At 56.2% G+C, this 21,849-nt stretch carries 16 protein-coding genes and 3 pseudogenes; 9 read left to right on the top strand and 10 right to left on the bottom strand.

The window, feature by feature from the left end:
- Positions 1 to 219 precede the first annotated feature (219 nt).
- Both JFU37_RS26800 and JFU37_RS26795 read left to right on the top strand, forming a co-directional pair.
- Positions 220 to 942 (top strand): Crp/Fnr family transcriptional regulator, encoded by a 723-nt coding sequence (locus JFU37_RS26800; RefSeq protein ID WP_201120034.1) that lies wholly within the window; start codon positions 220 to 222, stop codon positions 940 to 942.
- 87 nt (positions 943 to 1,029) lie between these two features.
- Complete coding sequence (locus tag JFU37_RS26795) at positions 1,030 to 1,296, top strand: hypothetical protein (protein WP_201120033.1); 267 nt, start codon at positions 1,030 to 1,032, stop codon at positions 1,294 to 1,296.
- Positions 1,297 to 1,335: 39 nt separating this feature from the next.
- On the opposite strand, the gene JFU37_RS26790 is transcribed toward JFU37_RS26795, so the two are convergent.
- From JFU37_RS26790 to JFU37_RS26765, 6 genes are all read right to left on the bottom strand, one after another.
- Positions 1,336 to 2,082, bottom strand: a complete 747-nt coding sequence (locus tag JFU37_RS26790; RefSeq protein ID WP_201120032.1) for a Crp/Fnr family transcriptional regulator — start codon at positions 2,080 to 2,082, stop codon at positions 1,336 to 1,338.
- A gap of 294 nt (positions 2,083 to 2,376) precedes the next feature.
- Complete coding sequence (locus JFU37_RS26785) at positions 2,377 to 2,982, bottom strand: histidine phosphatase family protein (RefSeq protein ID WP_201120031.1); 606 nt, start codon at positions 2,980 to 2,982, stop codon at positions 2,377 to 2,379.
- Positions 2,979 to 4,007: a class I fructose-bisphosphate aldolase gene (locus JFU37_RS26780; protein WP_201120030.1), complete on the bottom strand. Its 1,029-nt coding sequence runs from the start codon at positions 4,005 to 4,007 to the stop codon at positions 2,979 to 2,981. The genes JFU37_RS26785 and JFU37_RS26780 overlap by 4 nt, the downstream gene beginning before the upstream one ends.
- A gap of 79 nt (positions 4,008 to 4,086) precedes the next feature.
- Positions 4,087 to 5,730 (bottom strand): glucose-6-phosphate isomerase, encoded by a 1,644-nt coding sequence (gene pgi / locus JFU37_RS26775; protein ID WP_201120029.1) that lies wholly within the window; start codon positions 5,728 to 5,730, stop codon positions 4,087 to 4,089.
- A gap of 192 nt (positions 5,731 to 5,922) precedes the next feature.
- On the bottom strand, positions 5,923 to 6,468 hold the full coding sequence (locus JFU37_RS26770) for a DUF488 domain-containing protein (protein ID WP_201120028.1): 546 nt from the start codon (positions 6,466 to 6,468) through the stop codon (positions 5,923 to 5,925).
- A gap of 81 nt (positions 6,469 to 6,549) precedes the next feature.
- On the bottom strand, positions 6,550 to 7,257 hold the full coding sequence (locus tag JFU37_RS26765) for a succinate dehydrogenase iron-sulfur subunit (protein ID WP_201120027.1): 708 nt from the start codon (positions 7,255 to 7,257) through the stop codon (positions 6,550 to 6,552).
- A 323-nt stretch (positions 7,258 to 7,580) separates the two neighbouring features.
- Here JFU37_RS26765 and JFU37_RS26760 point away from each other — a divergent pair, with 323 nt between their 5' ends.
- On the top strand, positions 7,581 to 9,905 hold the full coding sequence (locus JFU37_RS26760) for a nitric-oxide reductase large subunit (RefSeq protein ID WP_201120026.1): 2,325 nt from the start codon (positions 7,581 to 7,583) through the stop codon (positions 9,903 to 9,905).
- A 24-nt stretch (positions 9,906 to 9,929) separates the two neighbouring features.
- Positions 9,930 to 10,142 carry a DUF2945 domain-containing protein gene (locus JFU37_RS26755; protein WP_201120025.1) on the top strand — a complete coding sequence of 71 codons (213 nt, stop codon included), beginning with the start codon at positions 9,930 to 9,932 and terminating at the stop codon, positions 10,140 to 10,142.
- Positions 10,143 to 10,305: 163 nt separating this feature from the next.
- Here JFU37_RS26755 and JFU37_RS26750 read toward each other — a convergent pair.
- Positions 10,306 to 10,452 (bottom strand): annotated as a pseudogene (locus tag JFU37_RS26750) (IS5/IS1182 family transposase); the annotation flags it as partial.
- 253 nt (positions 10,453 to 10,705) lie between these two features.
- Positions 10,706 to 11,311, bottom strand: a pseudogene (locus tag JFU37_RS26745) (DNA-binding protein); the annotation flags it as partial.
- Positions 11,312 to 11,345: 34 nt separating this feature from the next.
- Here JFU37_RS26745 and JFU37_RS26740 point away from each other — a divergent pair.
- Both JFU37_RS26740 and JFU37_RS26735 read left to right on the top strand, forming a co-directional pair.
- Entirely contained in the window at positions 11,346 to 11,633 is a 288-nt protein-coding gene (locus JFU37_RS26740; RefSeq protein ID WP_342214990.1) for an Lrp/AsnC ligand binding domain-containing protein, read from the top strand.
- 90 nt (positions 11,634 to 11,723) lie between these two features.
- The gene (locus tag JFU37_RS26735; protein ID WP_242485835.1) at positions 11,724 to 11,945 is read left to right on the top strand and encodes a hypothetical protein; all 222 of its coding nucleotides are present in this window, start codon (positions 11,724 to 11,726) and stop codon (positions 11,943 to 11,945) included.
- Positions 11,946 to 12,070: 125 nt separating this feature from the next.
- Here the strand turns inward: JFU37_RS26735 and JFU37_RS26730 are convergent, their stop codons facing one another.
- The gene (locus JFU37_RS26730) at positions 12,071 to 16,390 is read right to left on the bottom strand and encodes an NACHT domain-containing protein (protein ID WP_201120024.1); all 4,320 of its coding nucleotides are present in this window, start codon (positions 16,388 to 16,390) and stop codon (positions 12,071 to 12,073) included.
- A 409-nt stretch (positions 16,391 to 16,799) separates the two neighbouring features.
- On the opposite strand from JFU37_RS26730, the pseudogene JFU37_RS30895 reads away from it, so the two are divergent.
- The 3 genes and pseudogenes from JFU37_RS30895 to JFU37_RS26725 all read left to right on the top strand — a co-directional run bounded on the left by JFU37_RS30895 (position 16,800) and on the right by JFU37_RS26725 (position 19,467).
- Positions 16,800 to 17,044: pseudogene (locus JFU37_RS30895) on the top strand (hypothetical protein).
- Between the two features lie 120 nt (positions 17,045 to 17,164).
- On the top strand, positions 17,165 to 17,512 hold the full coding sequence (locus JFU37_RS30890) for a DUF7693 family protein (RefSeq protein ID WP_242485845.1): 348 nt from the start codon (positions 17,165 to 17,167) through the stop codon (positions 17,510 to 17,512).
- Positions 17,513 to 18,531: 1,019 nt separating this feature from the next.
- Complete coding sequence (locus JFU37_RS26725) at positions 18,532 to 19,467, top strand: alpha/beta fold hydrolase (protein ID WP_201120023.1); 936 nt, start codon at positions 18,532 to 18,534, stop codon at positions 19,465 to 19,467.
- A 422-nt stretch (positions 19,468 to 19,889) separates the two neighbouring features.
- Here JFU37_RS26725 and JFU37_RS26720 read toward each other — a convergent pair whose 3' ends face one another.
- The gene (locus tag JFU37_RS26720) at positions 19,890 to 21,785 is read right to left on the bottom strand and encodes a sigma-54-dependent Fis family transcriptional regulator (RefSeq protein WP_201120022.1); all 1,896 of its coding nucleotides are present in this window, start codon (positions 21,783 to 21,785) and stop codon (positions 19,890 to 19,892) included.
- Positions 21,786 to 21,849: the final 64 nt, after the last annotated feature.

Below are 21,849 nucleotides of genomic sequence, written 5' to 3'. Positions count from 1 at the left end.
TTGACGGATCTTCGGTGAGTACGCCACAGCAACCCGATTATCGCCAGATTGAGTGCAAATCCCGGACCGAGCGCGCGCGTCGATCATATTGATCCGCAGCTGCTATGTGCTGCAGCGAACAGATCATCGGCGAGCGGTCAATCAGACTGAGGACACGGGATTGCCAGGCACCTTTTCCCGGGCCACCTACCGGCTTGCTCTGTGCTATGGGACGCCCGCATGCCAACCGTCCTTCCGACTCAAGAAGGCAACTGCCTGATCGACAGCCTGTCTGGCAGGGAGCACAACAGAATCCTGCGGCATTGTGAACCAGTGGACCTTGTGTATGGCAGCATCCTCAGCGAATCCGACCACCCCTTGCGCTATCTGTACTTCCCGCTCACTGGCTTTATCTCGCTGGTCACCACACTGGAATGCCATCGTCCGCTGGAGCTTGGCCTGATTGGCAATGAGGGTATGCTTGGCGCCACGTTTGCACTGGGTGTCAATGCCGCTCCTACCCGCGCAGTGGTCCAAGGCGCGGGTCGTGCATTGCGGATAAACGCGACGCTGCTGCGCCAAGAATTGCATGCGTATCCAGGCCTGCTTCGTGCACTCAAACGCTATCTTTATGTGTTAATCGCGCAGTTGTCGCAGAACGCAGCCTGCGGCCATTTCCATGAGATCGAACCACGCTTGGCACGTTGGTTGCTGATGGCCCATGACCGTGCACACGCTGATCACGTCTATCTGACCCATGAACGGCTCGCGGATATGCTTGGGGTACGAAGAAGCGGCGTGAGCATTGCCGCGGGCGCATTGCAGCAGCGACAGCTCATCCGCTACAGCCGTGGTCAAATCACCATTCTGGACCGGCAAGGCCTGGAGGAAACAGCCTGTGGGTGTTACGACGCGCTGATAGCGGTTCACGCGCGACTGCTTTCTTCGCACGTTCGACACTAGCCTCGCAGCAGTCTGTGTACGTTAGCAGACAGACAACCTCGGGCAACGCTAGCACACTGAAACTTCAGTAACCGGAAGGAGGTCATCATGGAAACGCCAGTCACGTCCAAGAGGGTCACAGCCGACACGGAATGCCTGCAGCCGGCCCCTACGCTGAGCGGTTCCTCTGCCTCGCGGAACAGGGAGGCCGAAGCACAACACATGTTCGAGAGGCTCATCATCGGGAGAAAGGTACTCAGAAAAGGCTGGCGGCTTTGGGTGATGAGCGAGTTGTTCAAGCTCAACGATGGACTGTTGAGCATCCAGGTGAAAATCAAGCTTCGCACCTTTCTCAAGGACACTCATTACAATTGAGTATCGGCGTGGGTAACCGCGCCACGAGCCGACAATGCCTTAGCAGCCTGTCGTATCTAACGCTGCGATATTAATGGGGAGATAGGGCAACAGACGTTCGGTCTCGGCCTTCACCACCGCGTAGCATTCGCAGCTCAGTTGCTCCAGCTTGGGCCGATCGAGTACTTTGATATGCCCGCGGCTGTATTCGATGACCCCCAAGCGCTGCAGTTTTCCTGCAGCATCGGTGACACCCTCGCGACGTACCCCAAGCATGTTGGCAATCAGCTCCTGAGTCATCGTCAGTTGATTGCTGGGCAGGCGATCCAGAGACAGCAGCAGCCAGCGGCACAGCTGCTGATCGATCGAATGATGGCGGTTGCACACTGCTGTCTGGGCCATCTGAGTGATCAATGCCTGGGTGTAACGCAGCATCAATTGCAGCATGTCACCGTGGCGGTTGAATTCGTCCTTGAGTCGTTGGTTCAGCAGCCTATAGGCATGCCCGGCGCTCTGCACGATGGCCCGGCTGGGCGTGCTTTCGCCACCCATGAACACCGCGACGCCAATCAACCCCTCGTTGCCCACCACCGAAATTTCCGCCGAGGCGCCGCTCTCCATCACGTAGAGCAGCGAAACGATGGAGTCGGTGGGGAAATACACATGACGCAGCGCATCGCCAGACTCGTATATGACCTTGCCGAGTGGCAGAGGTACCAGTTCGAGATAAGGGAGCAGACGGTCTTGTACCTCCGCTGGCAATGCAGCCAGGAGGTGGTTCTGTTGGGGAGCAGGCTTTGCAGACATGATCACCACCGTGTCGGAAAGAATCTTCCGGTTTCAGCAGGATAGACCAGTATTTTCGAGATTACCGAGTCTTTGATCGACCCGTCCACTGCCTGAAAATTGTAGAAAACGCTTCGTCTGAAATCATGACTCGGGGAAGGTCATGAGCGCGAGACGCAAATAAACGAGTGGCAAATTCGATGAATCCAAAGGTAGTCATACCACAAGCAGCCTTCAGTGCAATGTGTTGTGCTTCAGCCTTCTGCTTCAGACCGTATGGGACAGGCAAGAATACTAACAATAGCGGACCATAGGTCAGTCATCCGAGAACGCATTCCATAGCGCGATTACCGTCACGTCGGGGTGGTGGGTGTCGTAAGTGAGAATGCTGAGCGATGCCGTACCCAGTGGAAAATGCTGCGCTGCGATCAGCGATAAACCAATCCATCGCATGGCCAGGACGGAAGCGAAATGACCATGGGAGAAGAGTGCAATGTTGCCTTCCAGTGCCCGCAGTTGGGTGATAACCCGGTCAGCGCGACTGGCAATTTGCGCAGGACTTTCACCCTGCGGACAGCCATCGCGAAAAATATTCCAGCCCTGTCGCTGCTTGAGAATGTCGACTGATCGCTGCCCTTCGTAGTCACCATAGTCCCACTCCGCCAGGTCCGAGACGATTACGGCGTGCGCCCCCTGCCCCGCCAGCGCGCAGGTTTGTTGCGCGCGTTGTAGCGGGCTGGTCAGCACATGGGTGAACGGGATATCCCGCAGGTGCAGTGCAAGTTTCTTCGCCTCGCTCTCGCCGCGCGCGGTCAACGGAATATCCGTGCGGCCCGTATGCTGACGGGAAAGCGTCCATTCAGTTTCACCGTGCCTAACAAGATAAAGGTGCATGGGCGTGGGTATGATGGGAGCGGTCATACGGCCGGCCCATCCAGAACAGCGTCGTATTCACCACGACATGCCGCGTGATTACACCTGAGCCGGTGCAACAGCGCCTGTTGTGCTGCCACTACATTGGCCTGCTCGCCGCACCAAATCTCCAAAGCCGGTTGCTGGACAGCACGAGCAAACGAAAACGCCAATGCCCAGGGCAGTCGTGACTTGAACTGAAGATTCATGGCATTTAATCGTGCCGAAGCCAACTCTCCCGATTGCCCCCCCGACAAGAACGTAATGCCTGGTACCGCGGCGGGTACAGTTCGCAGGAGACAACTCACAGTTGCCTCAGCGACCGCGGCCACCGTTGTCGGTGTGGTGCAAGCCAAGCCGGGAAGCACCATATTAGGCTTCAAAAGCATCCCTTCAAGCAGCACTCGTTGGGCGTGCAGCTGATTGAAGACGATTCGCAGAACGTCCTCCGTGACAGCAGCGCACTGTTGCAGGGTATGTTCACCGCCCATCAGCACTTCCGGCTCGACGATGGGGACCATCCCCGCCTCCTGGCACAACGCGGCATACCGGGCCAGCGCCTGAGCGTTGGCCTCAATGCAACCGGTGCTGGGAATGTCACTACCGATGGTGATCACCGCGCGCCACTTGGCAAACCGGGCGCCCATTTGAAAATATTCTTTGAGCCGATCACGCAACCCATCCAAACCCTCGGTGATCTTCTCTCCAGGATAACCGGCCAAGTCTGTTGTACCGATGTCCACTTTAATGCCCGGGATAATGCCCGCGTCGCTCAGGGCTTTACTAAATGAGGCGCCATCTTTGGTTCGTTGACGGATTGTTTCATCGTAGAGAATTGCACCATTGAGGTATTGACCCAGACCCGGAGTGGTCACAATGAGCTCCCGATAGGCGCGCCGAACCTCCTCGGTCTGAGGAATACCCAACGGGGCAAAGCGTCGGTTGCATGTGGGGTTGCTTTCGTCCATGGCCAGCAACCCTTTGTCGTCTGAGACCAGCGTCCTCGCGGTGTTTATTAGTGCTTGCGCATTCATATTCAACCCCTTGTTAACAGCGGAATCACGCGCTCCAATATGTCCCATCGCCCAACATCCATGCGGTTCATGATTACCCTTACCTGAGTTGACGATAGCGCCGGATGAGCGCATTGGTCGAGCTGTCATGCTTTAGCAAGGGTTCAGCATCGGCGGTCAACTCAGGGAGGGTTATCTGCGCCATCGACTTGCCAAGTTCGACGCCCCACTGATCGAATGAATCGATGTTCCAGATCGTTCCTTGAGTAAAGACACTGTGTTCGTAAAGTGCGACGAGACTCCCCAAGGTTTCCGGCGTCAGCCGTTCGGCAAGGAGGGTGTTGGTGGGGCGATTGCCTTCAAAAATGCGATGCGGTACCAGCCAGTCAGGTACTCCCGCCGCTTTGACTTCTGCTTCCGTTCGGCCGAAAGCAAGCGCCTCAGTCTGGGCGAACAGATTCGCCATCAAGAGATCGTGATGCGGCTGCAAGACGTTCAATGCCTGGCAGAAACCGATAAAGTCACACGGGATCAACGGCGTACCTTGATGGATAAGCTGATAGAACGAATGCTGGCCATTGGTGCCGGGTTCACCCCAATAGACGGGGCCCGTTGGATAATCGACGCGTGCGCCATCGAGCGTAACGTGTTTGCCATTACTCTCCATCGTCAACTGCTGCAGATAGGCTGGAAAGCGCTTCAGGTATTGCTCATAGGGCAGCACGGCGACGGTTTGAGCACCGAAGAAATTGTTGTACCAGACGGCGAGCAACCCCATCAGGGCCGGCAGATTCTGGTCGAACGGTGTGCTGCGAAAGTGCTGGTCCATGGCATGAAAGCCGGACAGCATCGCACGGAAATTTTCCGGCCCGATGGCCAGCATCGTCGACAAACCAATCGCCGAATCCATCGAGTAGCGACCACCATCCCAATCCCACAAGCGAAACATATGCTGGGTATCGATGCCGAACTGGGTAACCGCCTCGGCATTGGTCGAAACGGCCACAAAATGCTTCGAGATTGCCCGCTCATTTCCAAGTTTGCTTAAAATCCAATCACGCGCGGTGTGGGCGTTGGTCAATGTCTCGAGTGTTTTGAAGGTTTTCGAACAGATAATGAACAGCGTTTGTGCGGGGTCAAGATCGCGTGTTGCCTCGAAAAAAGCAGTACCGTCGACATTCGAAATGAATCGGAGTGTCAAGTTGCGCTGACGGTAATGGCGCAACGCATCATAGGCCATCTCCGGCCCGAGATCAGAGCCGCCTATACCGATATTGACCACATTACAGATTGGCAGGCCTGTAAAGCCCAGCCATTCACCGCCCCGAATTTTGCGCGCGAAATCGGCCATTTCATCGAGCATCGTGTGGACTTGCGGCACGATGTCGATGCCGTCGACCACAATTCGCTCCTCCTTGGGTGCGCGCAGCGCGATGTGAAGTACCGCGCGTTGCTCCGTCACATTAATTTTCTGGCCCGTGAACATTGCTTCGATACGTTCGCGCAAGCCACGCGCCTCAGCCAGTTGCAGAAGCAAATGAATCGTTTCATCGGTGACGCGGTTTTTTGAGTAATCGAGGTAAAGTCCGCATGCTTGCGTGCTGAAGCGCTCGCCACGTTTAGGATCGTCGCCAAACAATTGTCGCAGGTGCAGTTTGGACACCGCCTGATAATGCACCTGAAGTGCTTTCCAGGCAGGGCACTGTGTCAGAGATGGCGAGCACGCTGCATTTGACTTTTTCATGACTTGCTTGCTCAGTCGGGCGCGTCAGCGGTGGCGAGTTTCCGGCAGCTAATCGCCGTGAAAAATGATCGAGACGCCAGATTCATGTTCGCTTTTCAGTGTAGTCAGAATGCACAACAACCAATGTGTGATCGGTACGATGCCGCACTTAGAGATGTGTACCGCGCCGTCAACCCCCATGTCAGGCACACCTCATCCGACAGTCTGCGCCGGGTAGACAAGGGAATGCCCCGCAGGGGTCGCGGCCCGATTCAATGTTGCTGATTCAGCTTTGGCCCGGCCCATCAGATGCACGACTATCCGGCCGCGGTGGAGAAGGTAGTCAGCAACGATCCGACGATGGCAACGCCACCAGACGGCTTCCGCACACATGATCACGCACTGTTGGTCCTGACTGAGCGCTGACAATCGTGAGAGTCCCGATTCAAAATCATCGGACAATGCGTAATCAGCATAGTTATGAAAACTTTGGTTGATCCAAAACCCGTTAATATCCGGCGCCACTATTTTTGATTTTTTTCGTAATCCACCCAGCTCCAGTATTTGGATATAACCGATTTTCTGCGCAGCAAGCGCCTCCGGTAGTCTATCCAGATTGAACTGGGGATTAGTTCGAGATCGCGGCACACTACGAATATCCACGACCCACTCGACCTTCCTGAACTGAAGTAATTCGATAAACTCCGGAAGGGTTCTGGTGGAGTGCCCTATTGTATAAACGACTGGCGCTTCGAACATTCGCCGTTGATCCCTCGTATTAAAAAGGCACTCTAAGGAGTCTTTGGAAGCCGAGCCAATTCATTGCGTTGATCCAACGTCCTAGGTGGATTTTCGGAACAGCTCCTGGCGAATCTTTCCGATGGCCCCCATGGGATTGAGGCCCTTGGGGCAGACCCATGAACAGTTTCCGATGCTGCGGCAACGGAACAAGCTGAACGGGTCCTCCAGCCGTTCTAGCCGTTGCGCCGTGGCCTGATCGCGGCTGTCGGTGATGAAACGCCAAGCTTGCAACAGCCCGGCTGGACCTACGAACTTTTCGGGATTCCACCACCAGGATGGACATTGCGAGGAACAGCAAACACAGAGGATGCATTCATACAGCCCGTCGAGCTTGGCGCGCTCCTCAGGAGACTGGAGACGCTCGATAGCCGGTGCTGGCTCGTGGTTGATCAGCCATGGCTTGATACTCTCATACTGCTGAAAGAAGAGACTCTGATCGACGACCAGATCGCGGATGACCGGCATGCCGGGCAAAGGTCTGATGATCAGTAGGCTGGCCGTGCCCAGGGCCTCCGAAACCGGCGTGATGCAAGCCAACCTGTTCTTGCCGTTGATATTCATGCCATCCGAGCCGCAAACCCCCTCCCGACAGGAGCGCCGATAGACTAGCGTCTGATCTGCCTCATGCAGGAACTCCAGCGCATCCAGCACCATTCGCACCCGGGACTCCTCGGGCAACGACAACGACTGCATCCAAGACGACCGATCTTGTTCCGGGTGGTAGCGATAGACCTGTACGTCGATCACGGCTCTTTTCTCCTCCACCAATTACGACGAGAGTGGACAGCTCGTTGAGCCGGCAAGCGCCCGGCGACCATATCCGATCGCTCAGGAAAACTCCTCACATGGAGCATAGATGTTGATGACGACAGGGCGAATTTGCATCGGCGCGAGTTATAGAGCGGGCGGTGAAGCGTCGCTGACTGAAAACGAATCGTCGCCCGCGTAATCCGCACACTACACTTAGCCGTCACAGCGCCGCACCGCCGTAATCTCGCCAAGTTGCAGAATCTCCAAGCGAGTCATGCCGACACGCCACGATGCTTCCAAGTCAAAGAGATGAAAGGTTCATGGCCGAAGCCGCGCAACCGAAGGACGAACCCGAAGACTCTCCGTTGTCGCCGTGGTGGGTCCGTTCGGTACTGATCGTTCTGGTATTCGGCCTGGTTGCCCTGATGGCGATCACCCTGTTGGCTTATCGCAATGCGCCGCCGATACCGGGCCAGGTCAAGGACGCCAGCGGCGCCACCGTCTTCACCGCTGACGACATCAGCAACGGCCAGGCGCTGTTCCTGCGTTACGGCTTGATGGACAATGGCACCATCTGGGGACATGGCGCCTACCTCGGCCCCGACTATTCCGCCGAAGCACTGCACGAGATCGGTGACGACATCGCCTCAGCGTTGGCGCAGCAGCAATACGGCAAGCCAATGGCCGAACTGACACCGATCCAGGCGGCATCGGTCCGCGCTCAAGTCGCGGTGACGTTGAAGACCAATCGCTACGACGCCGACCACGACACGCTATCACTCAGCGCCCCGGAAGCGGACGCGTATCGCCAGCAGACCGACCACTGGAAGAGTTACTTCCATGATCCGGCGCGCAATGGGGGCCTCAAGCCCGATCTGATTACCGACCCGGTCAAACTGCACCAGTTCAGCGCGTTCGTCACTTGGGCGGCGTGGGCTTCGGTCGCCAATCGCCCAGGCAGCAATTACTCATATACCAACAATTTCCCCTACGATCCGGAAGTCGGGAATCGACCGCCGCCGGGTACCTTGCTGTGGAGCGCGCTGAGCCTTGTGGTGCTAATCGGTGGCATTGGCGCGGTGTTGCTGGTATTCGGCAAGTTCGATTATCTGGGCTGGGTCAACCGTGGTCATCATGTGCACCCTCAGGTCATTCCGGGACAGGCCAGCCGCGGCCAGCGTGCGCTGGTGAAATTTTTCGTGGTGGTGATACTACTGTTCCTGATGCAGACGTTGGTGGGCGGCGGCGTATCCCATTTCCGGGCAGACCCCGGCAGCTTCTACGGCTTCCAACTGGAGAACATCTTTCCCAGCAATCTGCTGCGGGTTTGGCATCTGCAGACGGCGATTTTCTGGATCGCCACAGCCTATGTCGCTGCGGCGCTGTTCCTGGGCCGCTCGCTGCGTGCCGACGAGCCGCGCTGGCTGGTGCCGGTGATCAATGTGCTGTTCGCGGCGTTTGTCGTGGTGATCGGCGCGAGCCTGCTCGGCGAATGGGCGGGTATGTCCGGCCTACTGGGCAAGTGGTGGTTCTGGTTCGGCGACCAGGGCTGGGAATACCTGGAAATCGGTCGTTTCTGGCAATACCTACTGGTAGTCGGCCTGCTCGGCTGGTTTGCCATGTTGTGGTGGCTGGCGCGGCCACGCACGGTGGCCAATCCGGAGGCACGGCCGCTGGCGCGGATGTTCCTGTACGCGTCACTGGCGATACCTGTGTTCTACCTGCCGGCACTGTTCTTTGACGCAAAGACCAACTTCACAGTTGTCGACACCTGGCGCTTCTGGATCATCCATCTGTGGGTAGAAGGCTTCTTCGAGTTCTTCGCCACCACAGTGGTGGCACTCACGTTCTTCCAGCTCGGCCTGACCCGGCGAAACACCGCGCTGCGGCTGATCTATCTGGACGCCATCCTGTATTTCGGTGGTGGTCTGATCGGCACCGGTCATCACTGGTATTTCAATGGCCAGAGCCAATTCAACATGGCGATGTCGGCGATGTTCTCGGTGCTGGAAGTGGTGCCGCTGACCCTGCTGACACTGGATGCCTGGGATTTCGTGCGCACGACCCGCGGCGACTGCGATATCTGTGATCGGCCCATCGCGGTACCGCACAAGTGGACATTCTATTTCCTGATCGCGGTGGGTTTCTGGAATTTCCTCGGTGCGGGCGTGTTCGGCTTCCTGATTAACCTGCCGATCATCAGCTATTACGAGGTCGGCACCATCCTCACGCCCAACCATGGCCATGCCGCGATGATGGGTGTGTTCGGCATGCTGGCCATCGCATTGATGGTATTCGTGCTGCGCCAGACTACCGATGACGCGCGCTGGCCAGCTATTGAGAAATACATCCGAGTCGGTTTCTGGGGCACCAACATCGGCCTGCTGCTGATGGTAGCGTTGAGCCTGTTTCCCGGCGGCGTGCTGCAGGTGTGGGATGTGGTGCAACACGGTTACTGGCATGCGCGTAGCCTGGAATATACAGGCACCCATGCCGCCCGCCTGATCGAGTGGCTGCGTCTCCCTGGCGACCTGGTGTTCATCATCTTCGGCGCGATGCCATTGGTTATCGCCGCAATCAAAGCCTACATCGGCGTGCGCGCGACACGAGAATCCTACGATCCGAAAGTCTCTTTTAAGTCTTGAACAGCATCAGGAGAACTCATTCAAATGGTCACAAAATTCAAGGTAGGCGACCACGTGAGCTGGAATTCGGAAGCGGGCCGCGTAAGTGGCACGGTCATCAAGGTGCATACGAAAGACACCGAATACAAGGGCTACACTCACCACGCTAGCGCCGACGAACCGCAGTACGAAATCAAGAGCGACAAGACCGAGCACATTGCGATGCATAAGGGCGCGGCGCTGCACAAAATCAGCTGAGAACCCATATTGCGTTCGTCTAACAAAAAGAACGACATCAGCGAGGCAGCTGTCGCCGGGAAGACGAATGCTTCCAGGAAGAGAAAGGTCGTCAAGAAAATGGCTGTCTCAAAAAAAGCGGCCGCTGCCACGAAAGTCGTCAGGAAAACTGCTGTCACGAGGCTGTAAAAAAATCGGCGAGGTGATGGCGCAAGTCGCTCAGATCGAGACACCGATCAATGCTGCGCAGAAGGTGATTGGCTGGGATGTGATCTTCAAGGTTGAACGAGTAAAACAGCCGTTCCTGCCCACTCGATAACTGTCCCATCATGCTGCGTGCTTCCCTACTGGCCAATGCAGAGATTTTGCCGCAGGCCAGACAGGGGAGCTACTTTTTCAACAGAATCGGTCGATTAGAGCCCTTCGCGACCGGCAGTAATCAAAGCTGCCTTTGACCAGGAGCGCTCTGCAAATGTACGACCGTGGACGCCTTGGAGTCTGGACGGGGGAAACGCTGGAAGGCCTTTGCTCTGTATAGGGTGGTTCTCATCACGCGATATTAATCGCAGTGGCACCATAATCTGTCAGGGGGAGCTATTCGTCTGGGGTTTTCTGGTGCTCGGCTTACGTTTGGCGCCGGGAGCCTTACGCACCTGCGTCAGTTGTTGCTCCAGCGTATCGGCACGGGCGTGCTGTGCTGCTGCCGATTGCCGAGATTGACTGAGCTCGTTTTGAATCGACTCCAGCCGCCGTTGCAACTGCTCGACCTGCCGACTGGCCTCTTTGAGCTGAGTCGACATCGCCTTGCCCTCCTCTCGCGCGCGGTCGACCTCGCGGTGCGCACGATCTCCGACGCCGCGGACATAGCGCTCCTGCGCGACGCGCTCCTGTTCAGCCTTGAGCCGCAGCGCCTGCAGATCCTGCTGCAATGTAAGGTTGTGCTGCAGCGCTTCGCGGCGTTCGTGCAGCAAACTCTCATGCTGCTGCAGGTCCTCGATCTGCGTCTGGCGCTGGGACAGTAGCAGCTCCAAATCTGCCAGGCGCAACTCGGCTGACTGGCGCCCCGCCAAGGCCTCCGCCGCCTGCTGGCGACATTGCGCCGCGTCCTGACGCGCCTGGTCCTCGACCGCCGCCACCCGTTCGCGTTCTGCGGTCAACACCTGACGTTGTTCGGCGACGCCCTGCGCCAGGGGTGTCATAGAGGGTTACAGCGCGCGGGTAAGTTTGCGTGAGGTAGGGTTGGGGTTGCAGGCGATTCTGCGCATTCGCACAACTCACCAGCACATCAAGCGCTATCTGGAGTTGTTTAACAACATACCTGAGGTGCTAGAAGCTGACAGGATCACGGGAGAAGACTGCTTCATAGTCCGTTGCGCGTTTTCTCAGCCTGCTGATTTGGAGACTATAGTCGATGCGCTGGCCGTCCATGGTTCGGTCACGACATCGTTGGTTCTGTCCAATGCCGTGCGCAAACAGGTACCTGTACGTCCGAGAAGTGACCCAGACAATTAACTGCTCGCAAGACGTGATTGCCAGACGCTTACGTTCCACGAGCACCGCTGCCTGACGATCACCTTGGATCGCCCCAGGACACCGCAGGACGTGCCGAGTCACCTCATGCACATTGCCATTGCCGCATTACTGGCTGGCAAAGGCAATGCCTTGGTGGGGTACAAGAACCGGCTCGGTATCATTAATCATCGTCCCGAAGAAGACGTCTGGAATGAGTATCGACGTGGAACCTGGCACCGCACCTTGCCCAAACGTCTTGCGGAGCCATTCCAGCGCTACTTGGCAGTGATCGACCAACTACATAGCCAATAAGCTCCATCCCTATCGGCTCTGAGCGGGATGGCGCAAATCGGGGCAATCTCAACGAGCCACGTCAGCACGAACCTCTACTTCTAGTCCAGTGGGCTTAGCCATTTCAAGGGCACTTTTATGGTCGTTTACTTCTTGCGAAGTGTCCCCTCCCTATCGGCCTTTGCGGGCTTGATCGCAGCACGTCCACCTCGTTTGGTAAGGTCAATACCGATGACCTTTATATCCTCAACGTTGGGGTACCGAGCCGCCAGGATCTCCCCGTGCTGTTGCAAAGCGGTGACCAGATCATCGAAGGCTAGTCGCTTTTTGCCAGGGGGTGACCAGGTGTTTTTGTCCCCGTGGCATACCAGTAGGAAGATTCCACAGCTTGATCGAATGTCTCGCAGATAGTCACCACACAGCTGATTCTCAAGGCGCTCAAAAAGCTGCGATCCAGTCCATTTATCAGCGAGCTTCAGCTCAACGGGAACGGGCCCATCAAACAAACTGCTCTGGACTCTAAAATCAGGACGCTTGTCGTCCGCGAGCTGCTCTTCCTGAGGAATGATGTATCTCCCAGCAGCACGATCACGGCACCAGTTGCCTATGAATTTGCGGATAGAGGTTTCTTGGCTAAAAGGAATCAGAATCTCCGCGATACTCGAATCGCCATTCTCCAGGTCGTGTTTCAGGTCGCTCAGCCGATCAATCGCAAGGTTCCAAAGATCACGATGATTGGATGGGGTACTTTCCAGCGCTTCGTGAAACTCCACGACTTTCTCTGGTTCCCATGGGGGCGTCCTAGCGTCTGCCGTAGCTTTTTGCTCAGCGTAAAAGGCGCTCCAAGGTCGAAGGTGCTCCGCCGGGTGCTCACGAGCTATTTCTCCCAAGGCGAGAAACGCTTCCTTGCCAGGCGTTTCTCGAATGAAAGCCAAAAGTGCGTCTCGAGCGCCTTGTGCATCATCTCTAAGGCCTGGGGAATAGACACCACCTCCAGAACGGTCGATATCTTCCGCGATACGAACGTGGGTGTGGATCAGTAGATATAGGGACTTCGCATGCCCGACCGTTTTATAGTTTTGCCGGCAGCGGCTTGCTATCCGGTTGCCCACGATAACCGTCAAGCAACGCATAGCGAAATTCGCCTTATCTTCATCAGAGTGAAGAGTATCAATGCGTGAGGCTAAGGCCGGAATAGCAACGTCAGGTTCCGTTCCTATCCACACTGCGTACCATGTGGGAGCTAACTCCGGATTGGTCTCTTCAATGGCTCGCTTACTCGCGAGTTTGGCCAGGACTTCATCTCCGATGGGAGAGTCCTGCACGATACTCAGCGCTAGCTGAAGCGCCTCTAGGCTTCGCATGGGGCTTTCGAGGAGTGCCAAGAGCGGTGCAGCGAGCGACTCATACATCCACCCCCCACCCCAGCGCGTTTTTTGCAGCACGTAGTAGCTGAACGATTCCGTATATTCCGCATTTAGCTCGTACTCGATTTCACGCAGCACAATCTGCAGGACGGAGTCTGGGAAAAGTCCAAAGAGCTTAGGGAGCCAGTCAGGGAAGCCATTTAGTTCAAGTAGGCCGTAGCGAGCTGCGTATTCGGCATTCTCAACAGACATTTGCGAGAAGCGCGAGGGCTCCTCTCTCGCTTCTATACCAACCCCTATCAGTCCAAAAATCACTTGATATGGTGTCGTGTTAACTGCTGCTCCCTCCGAGGGCAATGTCGGACAGTAACTACGCCAGAATCTGATCGCACCTTCGCGAAAGGCTTGAGCAACGGGCAAGCCAAATTCTTCGCTTAGCGATTTCCAATCCCCGCTGCGCCAAGTGTTTGATGTCGACGAGCCTTCTCCCATCCGATCCATAAGGTAGGCCTGGCTACGAGTCATCACGCCTGGCTCACTGCCGTTCAGTCTCGCAACGTCTGCAGCAAGCCCTTCCCGCCAAGAGCGACGGTGCTCCTCTTCTAGAGCTTGTCGCTGGGCTGATTCTTCCTTCCACTGGGCTTGGTTGAGTTCCCACTCTTGGACTTCTCGCACTGGTGGATTCAGGAGGCTCTCAAACTTCTCGTACAGTGTGTTCTCGGGCTCGGTAGCCTTCCTCAGTCGGCTCTCCCAGGCGGTAGGTTTGTCATTTTCCGCATAGATTTGGAAAGCCATGCTTAACGCCATCAGGCGATCATCCACTACCGGGCGGTTGACGATATCATCGCAAGCGAGTTCGAAATTCGTTTTGTTAAATGACCAAAATGGCCGAAAGCCGATCAACTGCCAGACGCTAACCACCGGCTCCTCGCGATGGACTCGACCTTTGCGGGCCAGCGCAACATCGTGCCAGAACAATTGATAGTCGAGCTGCGGCCAGGACGGCACAAATTTCCGGATACTGTCGCACAGCTCGCGAGCATCCAACTCATTGAACATCTGAGCTTGGGGCAGCTTGCACAGAATTGAGAGCGCCGGCTGATCGAGCGCAAACGTATCTCTCGCTTCTAGTAGACGGAATACTGCTATGCCGGCTATTTCCAAAAGCCAGCCGTACCTTTTGGAGACGGTGCAGAAGCCACGCTCAACGACTGGAGGCTTGTCCAAGAGCGCGCTAAGCCCACTGATGAGTGCTGGAAGACTCGCCAGCGGACATTCGCTTGCCATGGCGGAAAGCCGAGCTGCTAGCGTGTCACTACCGCTAAAGCGTTCTTGCTTTTCGGATCGCCGGATTGCCTTCATCAACCACGGGAGCCATCGCTCGTCGAGTGGAATATCGTCGAGCAACTCAGCTAACCAATCCCGGTTAACTCGGCGTGTACCTGCCAACAGTGCGTCACGCACATCTGCGATATCTTGAGGTGACCCTAGGTCGATGACGGCGCGGATTGCTGCAGAACGGGTGTACTTATTTTGTGCATTGAGAGCGAATTGCTTCGCTTCGTGCAGAGCACCCACGACCTCCCCCTGCCATATCATTCTTAGCAGGAACCAAACGATGTCGTCATTGGTGCGGTAGTGATCCAGCAGCTCTCTGATGTCTTGGGTGAGGTCGATGTTAGCAAATCGTTGGACAGCCGAGTAATCGGTTAGACCCCAGCTATGTGCTGGCTGCGCCAACTGCTCGCATGCTTTGCGTAAGACGCTGCGCCTCGTACTCAGAGGCAACTGGCCTGGATCGCCACCCTCAAAGAACACTTCTGGGGCGACCCGTGCCACCCGGGCGCAAACACGGACGTCCAGTAGCGCCACCCACGGTAAGATTGGGCGCATTGTTGGGTCGATGACTTCAAGCCCATACTGAGTCCGGAAGAATAGGTTCTCGATTTTGACACGAGATGCCTCGTCCAGAATTAGCCGATACAACCACTCCGCTGTCAAATACTCGCGTACAGAGCGGTGATGGAAGCGAACCGTGCCGTAAATGCCTTCGTCGAAAACTGGACGACTCAGCAACGCAGCGCATTCTGCATCATTCCAGTGTTTGAGCACCGCTCGGATTGGGATACCTTTTTTGTTGTCCTCACCGTCAGGAACGCGAATGGCGGATGTTTGCCCTAGCGTTGTCGCTGCTGCAATGAGTCGTACGCCTTCCCTTAGTTTCTCCGCAGAAATGGGCCGGAGCTCTGAACGATTCTGGTCGCGCTCCTCAAGGCGGCGTTCAATACTGCTCTTCATTAGCTCGAAGCGCGTGCCGATACGGTGGTGCTTGTCCCAGAAGTCGACTAGCTCCAGAAAGTCCTGCGGTCTCGTGGTAAGAGACCATGCTTCTTTACGGTCTACTGCGATGCGGAACGCTTTCATGTCCTGGACGCCGGCGGCACTCAAGAAACGATCGATCTGCTCACCGTGAATGTCGTCCAAGGTGACGAGAAGGAACAGTTCGTCTAGCTTTTCCTCGGTTCGAGCCCCTTGCGCTCCTTGTGTATCAACCACCTGCCGGGTACCTAGCTCGTAGGGAAATGCCTGCTGACAGAGCAAAAGATCTGTCCTAGCTCTCCATGCTGTACTCCGCCCTGTAATTAAAATATGCGCCCGGGCGCCCATACCCTTAATCAAAAGCCCTATCTTCCGGATCGCCATTTCGAAATCCCGAGGATCGCGGAGTCGAGCTTCATCTACTGAATCCATGAGCAGCCAGCCTTCCGTGCCGGATGCACACCAACTCTGAAATTCCTCGAAAGTACCCTCTTCGAAGGCTCCTTCTAAGAGCTCTCTTACATATTCAATCCGAAGGAAAAAAGCGGACTTTCCTTCAGCACGAAGCTGTCTGGCGACATTTCGGATTTCCGCAGTCTTACCTGACCCCGCCTCAGACAGCACAATTACTCGATGATGGCTGAGCAAATCAGACCATTGCAATACGCCCGATCTGGCCGGTGCAGCGCTAAGATCCGAATCATCGCCGGCGTCAGGATCGAGAATGATTTTAGAGAAGGTACGCTCGAGGGGAATGAAGGCGTCCAGATGCCCAGTCATAGCAAATCTCAAGGTTGTTATGGAGGAGCCAAGAGTGACCCGGCGTAGCTCCCTATCCTACATGACCTGTGTCTTCTCGAAGTACGATTGCCTTTCTCTTGATGGCCGAATACATCTGTATGCCAGCTTTACTAGTATCGGCATTCTTATCGCTCGGGAAATGGCTCACCACATCGAAGATGCCCCTCCACAACCTGCGAAGTCGACATGTTGAAAGCCATACTTGGTTCCAGCCTGCCAGCATTCTTGGCCTCCGCGAAACCTCTACGCTAGAGTGTTTTCAGGAAGTCTTCGAGTGGCCCATATGTATTCAACGAAAATCACTTGGTCAGCTAGGACTCGCAGTGTCGGAGCTACATCCGGCGTCCAGACCTTTTGCTACGCTGTCCTCTTCCACGGAGGAATCACAATGTCGAATGCAGACCTACTTCCTTCCCTACTCTTCAAGATCAATCAGAACCAGGTAGCCCTGGAAGCCGCAATCATGGAGCTTACCCTTTGGGTTGAGCAGCGCGGCGCGGGTGAGGTTGGAGGTTGGAGGTTGGAGGTTGGAGGTTGGAGGTTGGAGGTAACGTGCCCGGTAGGCTGCAAACGATCAGCAAGAATGAAGAGTTCATCAACATGACGCTTGCGGTGCTGATGTCGCCAGAGTGAGTAGGTTTCGACTTGTTAGGCTAGCCGGGCCTCGTTGGCCCGAAGGAGCGACCTGTCCATTCACGCCACTTCATACCGCAGCTTAGCTATGGGCAAGCGATGACTCGAACGCAGAATGATTTGAACACAACCCCTCTCCTCCCGGCCCGCGAGGTCTGCCAGGTGCTGACGGACGTCGCGCTTGGCAAACGCATCATGACACGAAACTCCATCCAGTCCTGGAGCGAGATCTATCATGGCCTCATGCCCGTGGAGATTGATGGCTGGTTACTCACCCGCTTCAATGACTGCAACACACTGGACTATTGTGAGGGTTGCAGGGCACCAGACGGGCGAGTCGGGACTCTTGAAACCTGGCAGCGTTACGGCACTGATCCTGTCGAGTTATTGAGTGGCTGGGAACGTGAGCAGCTTGAGCGCCTGCTAAATGCGCAACTACCGCATACGGCTCCTGCCTCGGGTATGTGACGCGAAACGATCCTCAGGATACGGATGTGCATTTCTGGGACTCGGAATATATAGGTCTGCAAGGCGTCCGAAGCGCGACCATTAGATTCGATTACGCTGGCTGCGCCGCTTGAGGGCTTGCCGCCATAGATGGCATACCGCGAACCGAAAACCACCAAGACGTATCAGATTTCCCGGCACCGCGTGGTAGTTGAAATATCCACTGACCACCCGGGTAAGCCACTGACCCACGACTCGAACAGGCTCATGACGTCCGCGTTTCAGCTCATCCCGAATGGCGAGCAGCGTCGCACGCATCCATTCATGGTCGATCTCGTCAAAGAACGACGTGATAACAGCATCGGCATCCCGGATTCCTGATTACGCGGCTCAATGCCTGACCCATAGGTTCCCCCTGTCAACGCTTCACCCTGCACCTCAGGGTGCAACGTGCATGACTCGGGGTCTGGTTGATTCGCCATTTCTTACCAGTATCGAACTTTCATCGACTATCCTCCGCCAGCTTTAACTGGCGCACTAGGCGTCCGGCTAACACACCTTTCTGATCTCAACGCTTAGGTCACTGGTGTCCACCTATGTTGTGATCTGCCCCCCAAGGTTTTGACATCACCGTTGGGATGCCTCATGGGAAAATATACGTAACTGCACGGCAATCCGCCGACTGGGCGGCATAGATGGCTGACAGTCCAACCTCACGGGCATAGTCACAGCTCGTAGAAATAGCTCGTTTTCGCACTTGCATGTGGGAGATCATCTGCTTAACTCTGAACCTCTGGTCAGCCAGTGACTCATTGGTCACTACGCCCGTATTGGCGTCCACGCACCGTTGTTGCTTGTCCGTGCTGCCAGCAGGCTGTACCGGAGGAACCTTGTGCGTTGACGCATGAAAATCGCCTTAAGTTATGTATTTGCCTGGCACTTCACTGTCAGGCCCACGTGTTCTGCATTCTGCGATATGGCCCTATGGGCAGTCGCTCACGCTGTGCGCTTAGTCCAATTTTTTCAAGGAAGAAAATGACATGATGCCGAAAACTGCCATCGTCGAGATATGCAAAAAATACAAGGTTTATACCGAGCACTATCTCAACGCCGCCGCTGACAAGACCATCATTCTGGTCAACGGCTCGCTGGCAACTACCGCATCCTTTGCCCAAACGGTGCGTTACCTGCAGCCGCGATTCAATGTGGTTCTCTACGACCAGCCCTACGCCGGTCAGTCGAGACTACACAACCTCCATGGCAAACCGCTCCGAAAGGAAGACGAAGCAGAGATATTGCTGGAATTGATCGAACACTTTTCCGTGCACCATGTGCTGTCCTTTTCCTGGGGCGGGGCGGCTACCTTGCTGGCACTGGCCCAGCGGCCACGACGAATCGAGAAGGCGGTGATCAATTCATTCGCAGCGCGGATCAATACGCCGATGCGCGATTATCTGGAGAGCGGCCTGAATTTTCTCCAGGTCTGCGATCGCCTCAATGTCGGACGCTTGATCAACAGCACTATCGGCAAGCACCTGCCATCGTTGTTCAAACGTTTTAATTACCGCCATGTCAGCAGCCTGGCCGAACACGAATACAGGCAGATGCATTTTCACGTCAATGAGGTGCTGACCCAGGACACCCACTGCTACGTCGCCTGTGCCGCTGCTATCGAAGTCCCGCTGCTGTTTGTCAACGGCGAATGGGATGAGTACACCTCGGTGGAAGATGCCCGCCTTTTTGCCGGTCATGCCCGTCAGTCCCAGTTCCATATAATCAAGAACGCCGGGCACTTCCTTGATATGGAGCACCAGACGGCCTGGCACGATACCCAGCAGGCCTTACTCAGCTTTCTGCAGCCGGCCTCCAGCCTTGTCAAACCGAAGAGCTCGCCACCGTTGGGCAGCCGGCACCGCTACGCAGCCAGTGACCGTATCTTCAGTCACAGTGCGGCGCATAGCCACTTGCCCCGCTAGCATGGCTCTGGGTTGACTCTCGCGCGGCGGTTTGGCGCGCCTTGGTACAAGTCCTTTCTGTTTAGCTCTATGACGACGCGAATCATATGGCCGGAATGTTTCGTCAGTGTTTCAGTTGCACGAGCTGGTTTTGAATCACCGGCTCGGGCTGATTTGACGCTAGCTGGAGGGGCGCACCATGGGGGGTCAATTACGCTTGTCGCGCCGATCCGTGATGTAGCTAAAACGCTACCATTAAGCCGGGCCTTGCCCGAATGAGCGATTACAACAATCAACATCAGGTGCTACCGCTGACTGAGGCGCGTGACGAAGCTCAAGCGAGCCCTTCTCTCTCGGTCAACCGATAAGGTCGAGAACACATGTCGTTTCTACCCTCAGTCCAAGTCCACAGAGACAGGAAACGCGACGATGTCATTCTGCATTCAACCGGGTCGTGAAATACCGTGATGACGCAGTTTGCGATAGAGCGTATTGCGGCTGATCCCTAGGCGAGCGGCAACATGGGCGATATGCCAGTGTTCCGCCTCAATCAATTTGAGCAGTGTCTGCCGCTCGGATACGCCCAGCGGATTTTCGGCCAGCGCAACTGTCGCTGGCACTGCCGGCAGCAACTCCGCCAAATCGTCCAGGGTGACATACCCCTCCAACGCCAACGCTACCAGTGTGCGCAGGCACGTACGCAGCTGCCGGACATTGCCAGGCCAAGGCTGCGTCAGCAGGCGCTCTCTGACGCCCGCCTCTAGCCGAATCCTGCCCCCTGCTGCCTCCTCGCGCAGCAATAGGTCGAGCAAACGCCCCTTGTCTGATCGTTCACGCAGCGGTGGGAGCTGCACGGCGAACCCGGCAACGCGGTAGAACAGATCCTCGCGGAAGCGCCCTTCGGCCACGCAGGCGTGCAGATCCTGGTGGCTGGCACTGATGAGGCGAACATCGAGCGGACGTGCCGTCGCGCCGCCTAAGGGCACCACCTGTCGCTCCTCCAACACGCGCAGCAGGCGAGTCTGTAAAGCCAGTGGCATATCGGCGATCTCATCAAGAAATAGTATGCCGCCGTGGGCCTGTTCCAGCTTACCGATCATCCCGTCTTTACGTGCACCGGTGAAGCTACCGCCGCGATAGCCGAACAGCTCGCTTTCGATCAGCGTTTCTGGAATGGCTGCGCAATTGATCGCCACAAACGGCTGGGTCGCTCGGGAGCTGGCGCGGTGCAGCGCCGCAGCAAAAGCTTCTTTGCCAGTACCGGTTTCGCCCTGTAAAAACACCGGAACGTCACGCTCCAAAACACGTAATGCGCGAGCAAAGCCGCGTTGCAGGCGTGGGTCTTCCAAGCACACGTGCAAGTCGTTGATTTTGGGAGTCGCGGGAATGACTAAGGGCGCCTGGTGCGCGGGTTCTCGCAGCTGCCCGTAGAACTGGCGTCCGTCCACCAGCCGCACTGGCCAACAGACACTCGGCTGAGAGCTGGCCTGGCTCATCACCTGCTCAATAGGTGTTTCCAACAGCATTGTTAGAGACTGGCCGATCACTTGATCACGGCTGAGGCCCAACAGATCCAGCGCAGCATGATTGACTGAGCAAATACGGGCACTCTCGTCGAAACTGAGCAGTCCTTCACCCAGCAGTCCAACGAAGCCTGCCTCAGGGTGGAAGCGCAGCAAATATCGCTGCGGATCATGCCCCAAGAAAAAACAGCTCTCTATTAACTTGGCCGATAGGTTGGTCAATGCCATGGCCTGGAAGTGTTGCTGAAGGCTGTGGTCATCCCTTACAGAAGAGAGGTTGAGCACGGCTAGCAACTCTCCACTCGCATCAAATATCGGGCTTGCCGAACAGGTAAGACCGACGTGCTTGCCACGGAAATGCTCATCACGACGGATGGTTACGTGCGCTCGCTCGACCAAGCAGGTGCCGACACCGTTGGTGCCTTCGCAATCTTCACTCCATACAGAGCCGAGCCACAGCCCGGAACGCTGAAATTCGGCTCGTTCGGATTCGTTAAACACACTGTCGATCGCCACACCGCGAGCATCGGTGAGTAGCACCACGTGGCCATCACGTCCGAGTTGTTGGTGCAAGTTACTCATCTGCCAGTGCGCCACAGCGATGATGTGTTCCAGTGGCGCGCGGTGATCCTGCAAGCGTGGATGCTCAACCACGTTAGGTGCGCGGCGACTGGCAGGATCGAGCTGATACTGATCCAGGCACCGGCGCCAAGATCGTGTGATGGCACGGTCAGCAATAGGGCCATGGTTGGCGTGAGTGTCCTGCACGGCTTGCAGCACTTGTTGTGCATGGGCGTTGATCAAGGCCGGCTTCATTGTTCTTGTTCTCCGTTACGGTTAGGACACGGGTCTGTTCGCAGCTTATATGAAAAGATCGCAA

The organism is Pseudomonas sp. TH41 (genome assembly GCF_016650695.1).
GTDB lineage: Bacteria > Pseudomonadota > Gammaproteobacteria > Pseudomonadales > Pseudomonadaceae > Aquipseudomonas.
Note: the sequence above shows the minus strand (reverse complement) of the source record. Positions and strands in the feature narration are given on the sequence as shown.

Excerpts from the sequence above, each read along its gene's own strand:
- JFU37_RS26755 (WP_201120025.1), top strand. The coding sequence starts at position 9,930 with ATGGTCACAAAATTCAAGGTAGGCGACCACGTGAGCTGGAATTCGGAA.
- JFU37_RS26795 (WP_201120033.1), top strand. The coding sequence starts at position 1,030 with ATGGAAACGCCAGTCACGTCCAAGAGGGTCACAGCCGACACGGAATGC.
- JFU37_RS26730 (WP_201120024.1), bottom strand. The coding sequence starts at position 16,390 with ATGACTGGGCATCTGGACGCCTTCATTCCCCTCGAGCGTACCTTCTCT.
- JFU37_RS26785 (WP_201120031.1), bottom strand. The coding sequence starts at position 2,982 with ATGACCGCTCCCATCATACCCACGCCCATGCACCTTTATCTTGTTAGG.
- JFU37_RS26800 (WP_201120034.1), top strand. The coding sequence starts at position 220 with ATGCCAACCGTCCTTCCGACTCAAGAAGGCAACTGCCTGATCGACAGC.
- pgi (WP_201120029.1), bottom strand. The coding sequence starts at position 5,730 with ATGAAAAAGTCAAATGCAGCGTGCTCGCCATCTCTGACACAGTGCCCT.
- JFU37_RS26780 (WP_201120030.1), bottom strand. The coding sequence starts at position 4,007 with ATGAATGCGCAAGCACTAATAAACACCGCGAGGACGCTGGTCTCAGAC.
- JFU37_RS26760 (WP_201120026.1), top strand. The coding sequence starts at position 7,581 with ATGGCCGAAGCCGCGCAACCGAAGGACGAACCCGAAGACTCTCCGTTG.
- JFU37_RS26770 (WP_201120028.1), bottom strand. The coding sequence starts at position 6,468 with ATGTTCGAAGCGCCAGTCGTTTATACAATAGGGCACTCCACCAGAACC.
- JFU37_RS26725 (WP_201120023.1), top strand. The coding sequence starts at position 18,532 with ATGATGCCGAAAACTGCCATCGTCGAGATATGCAAAAAATACAAGGTT.
- JFU37_RS26790 (WP_201120032.1), bottom strand. The coding sequence starts at position 2,082 with ATGTCTGCAAAGCCTGCTCCCCAACAGAACCACCTCCTGGCTGCATTG.
- JFU37_RS26720 (WP_201120022.1), bottom strand. The coding sequence starts at position 21,785 with ATGAAGCCGGCCTTGATCAACGCCCATGCACAACAAGTGCTGCAAGCC.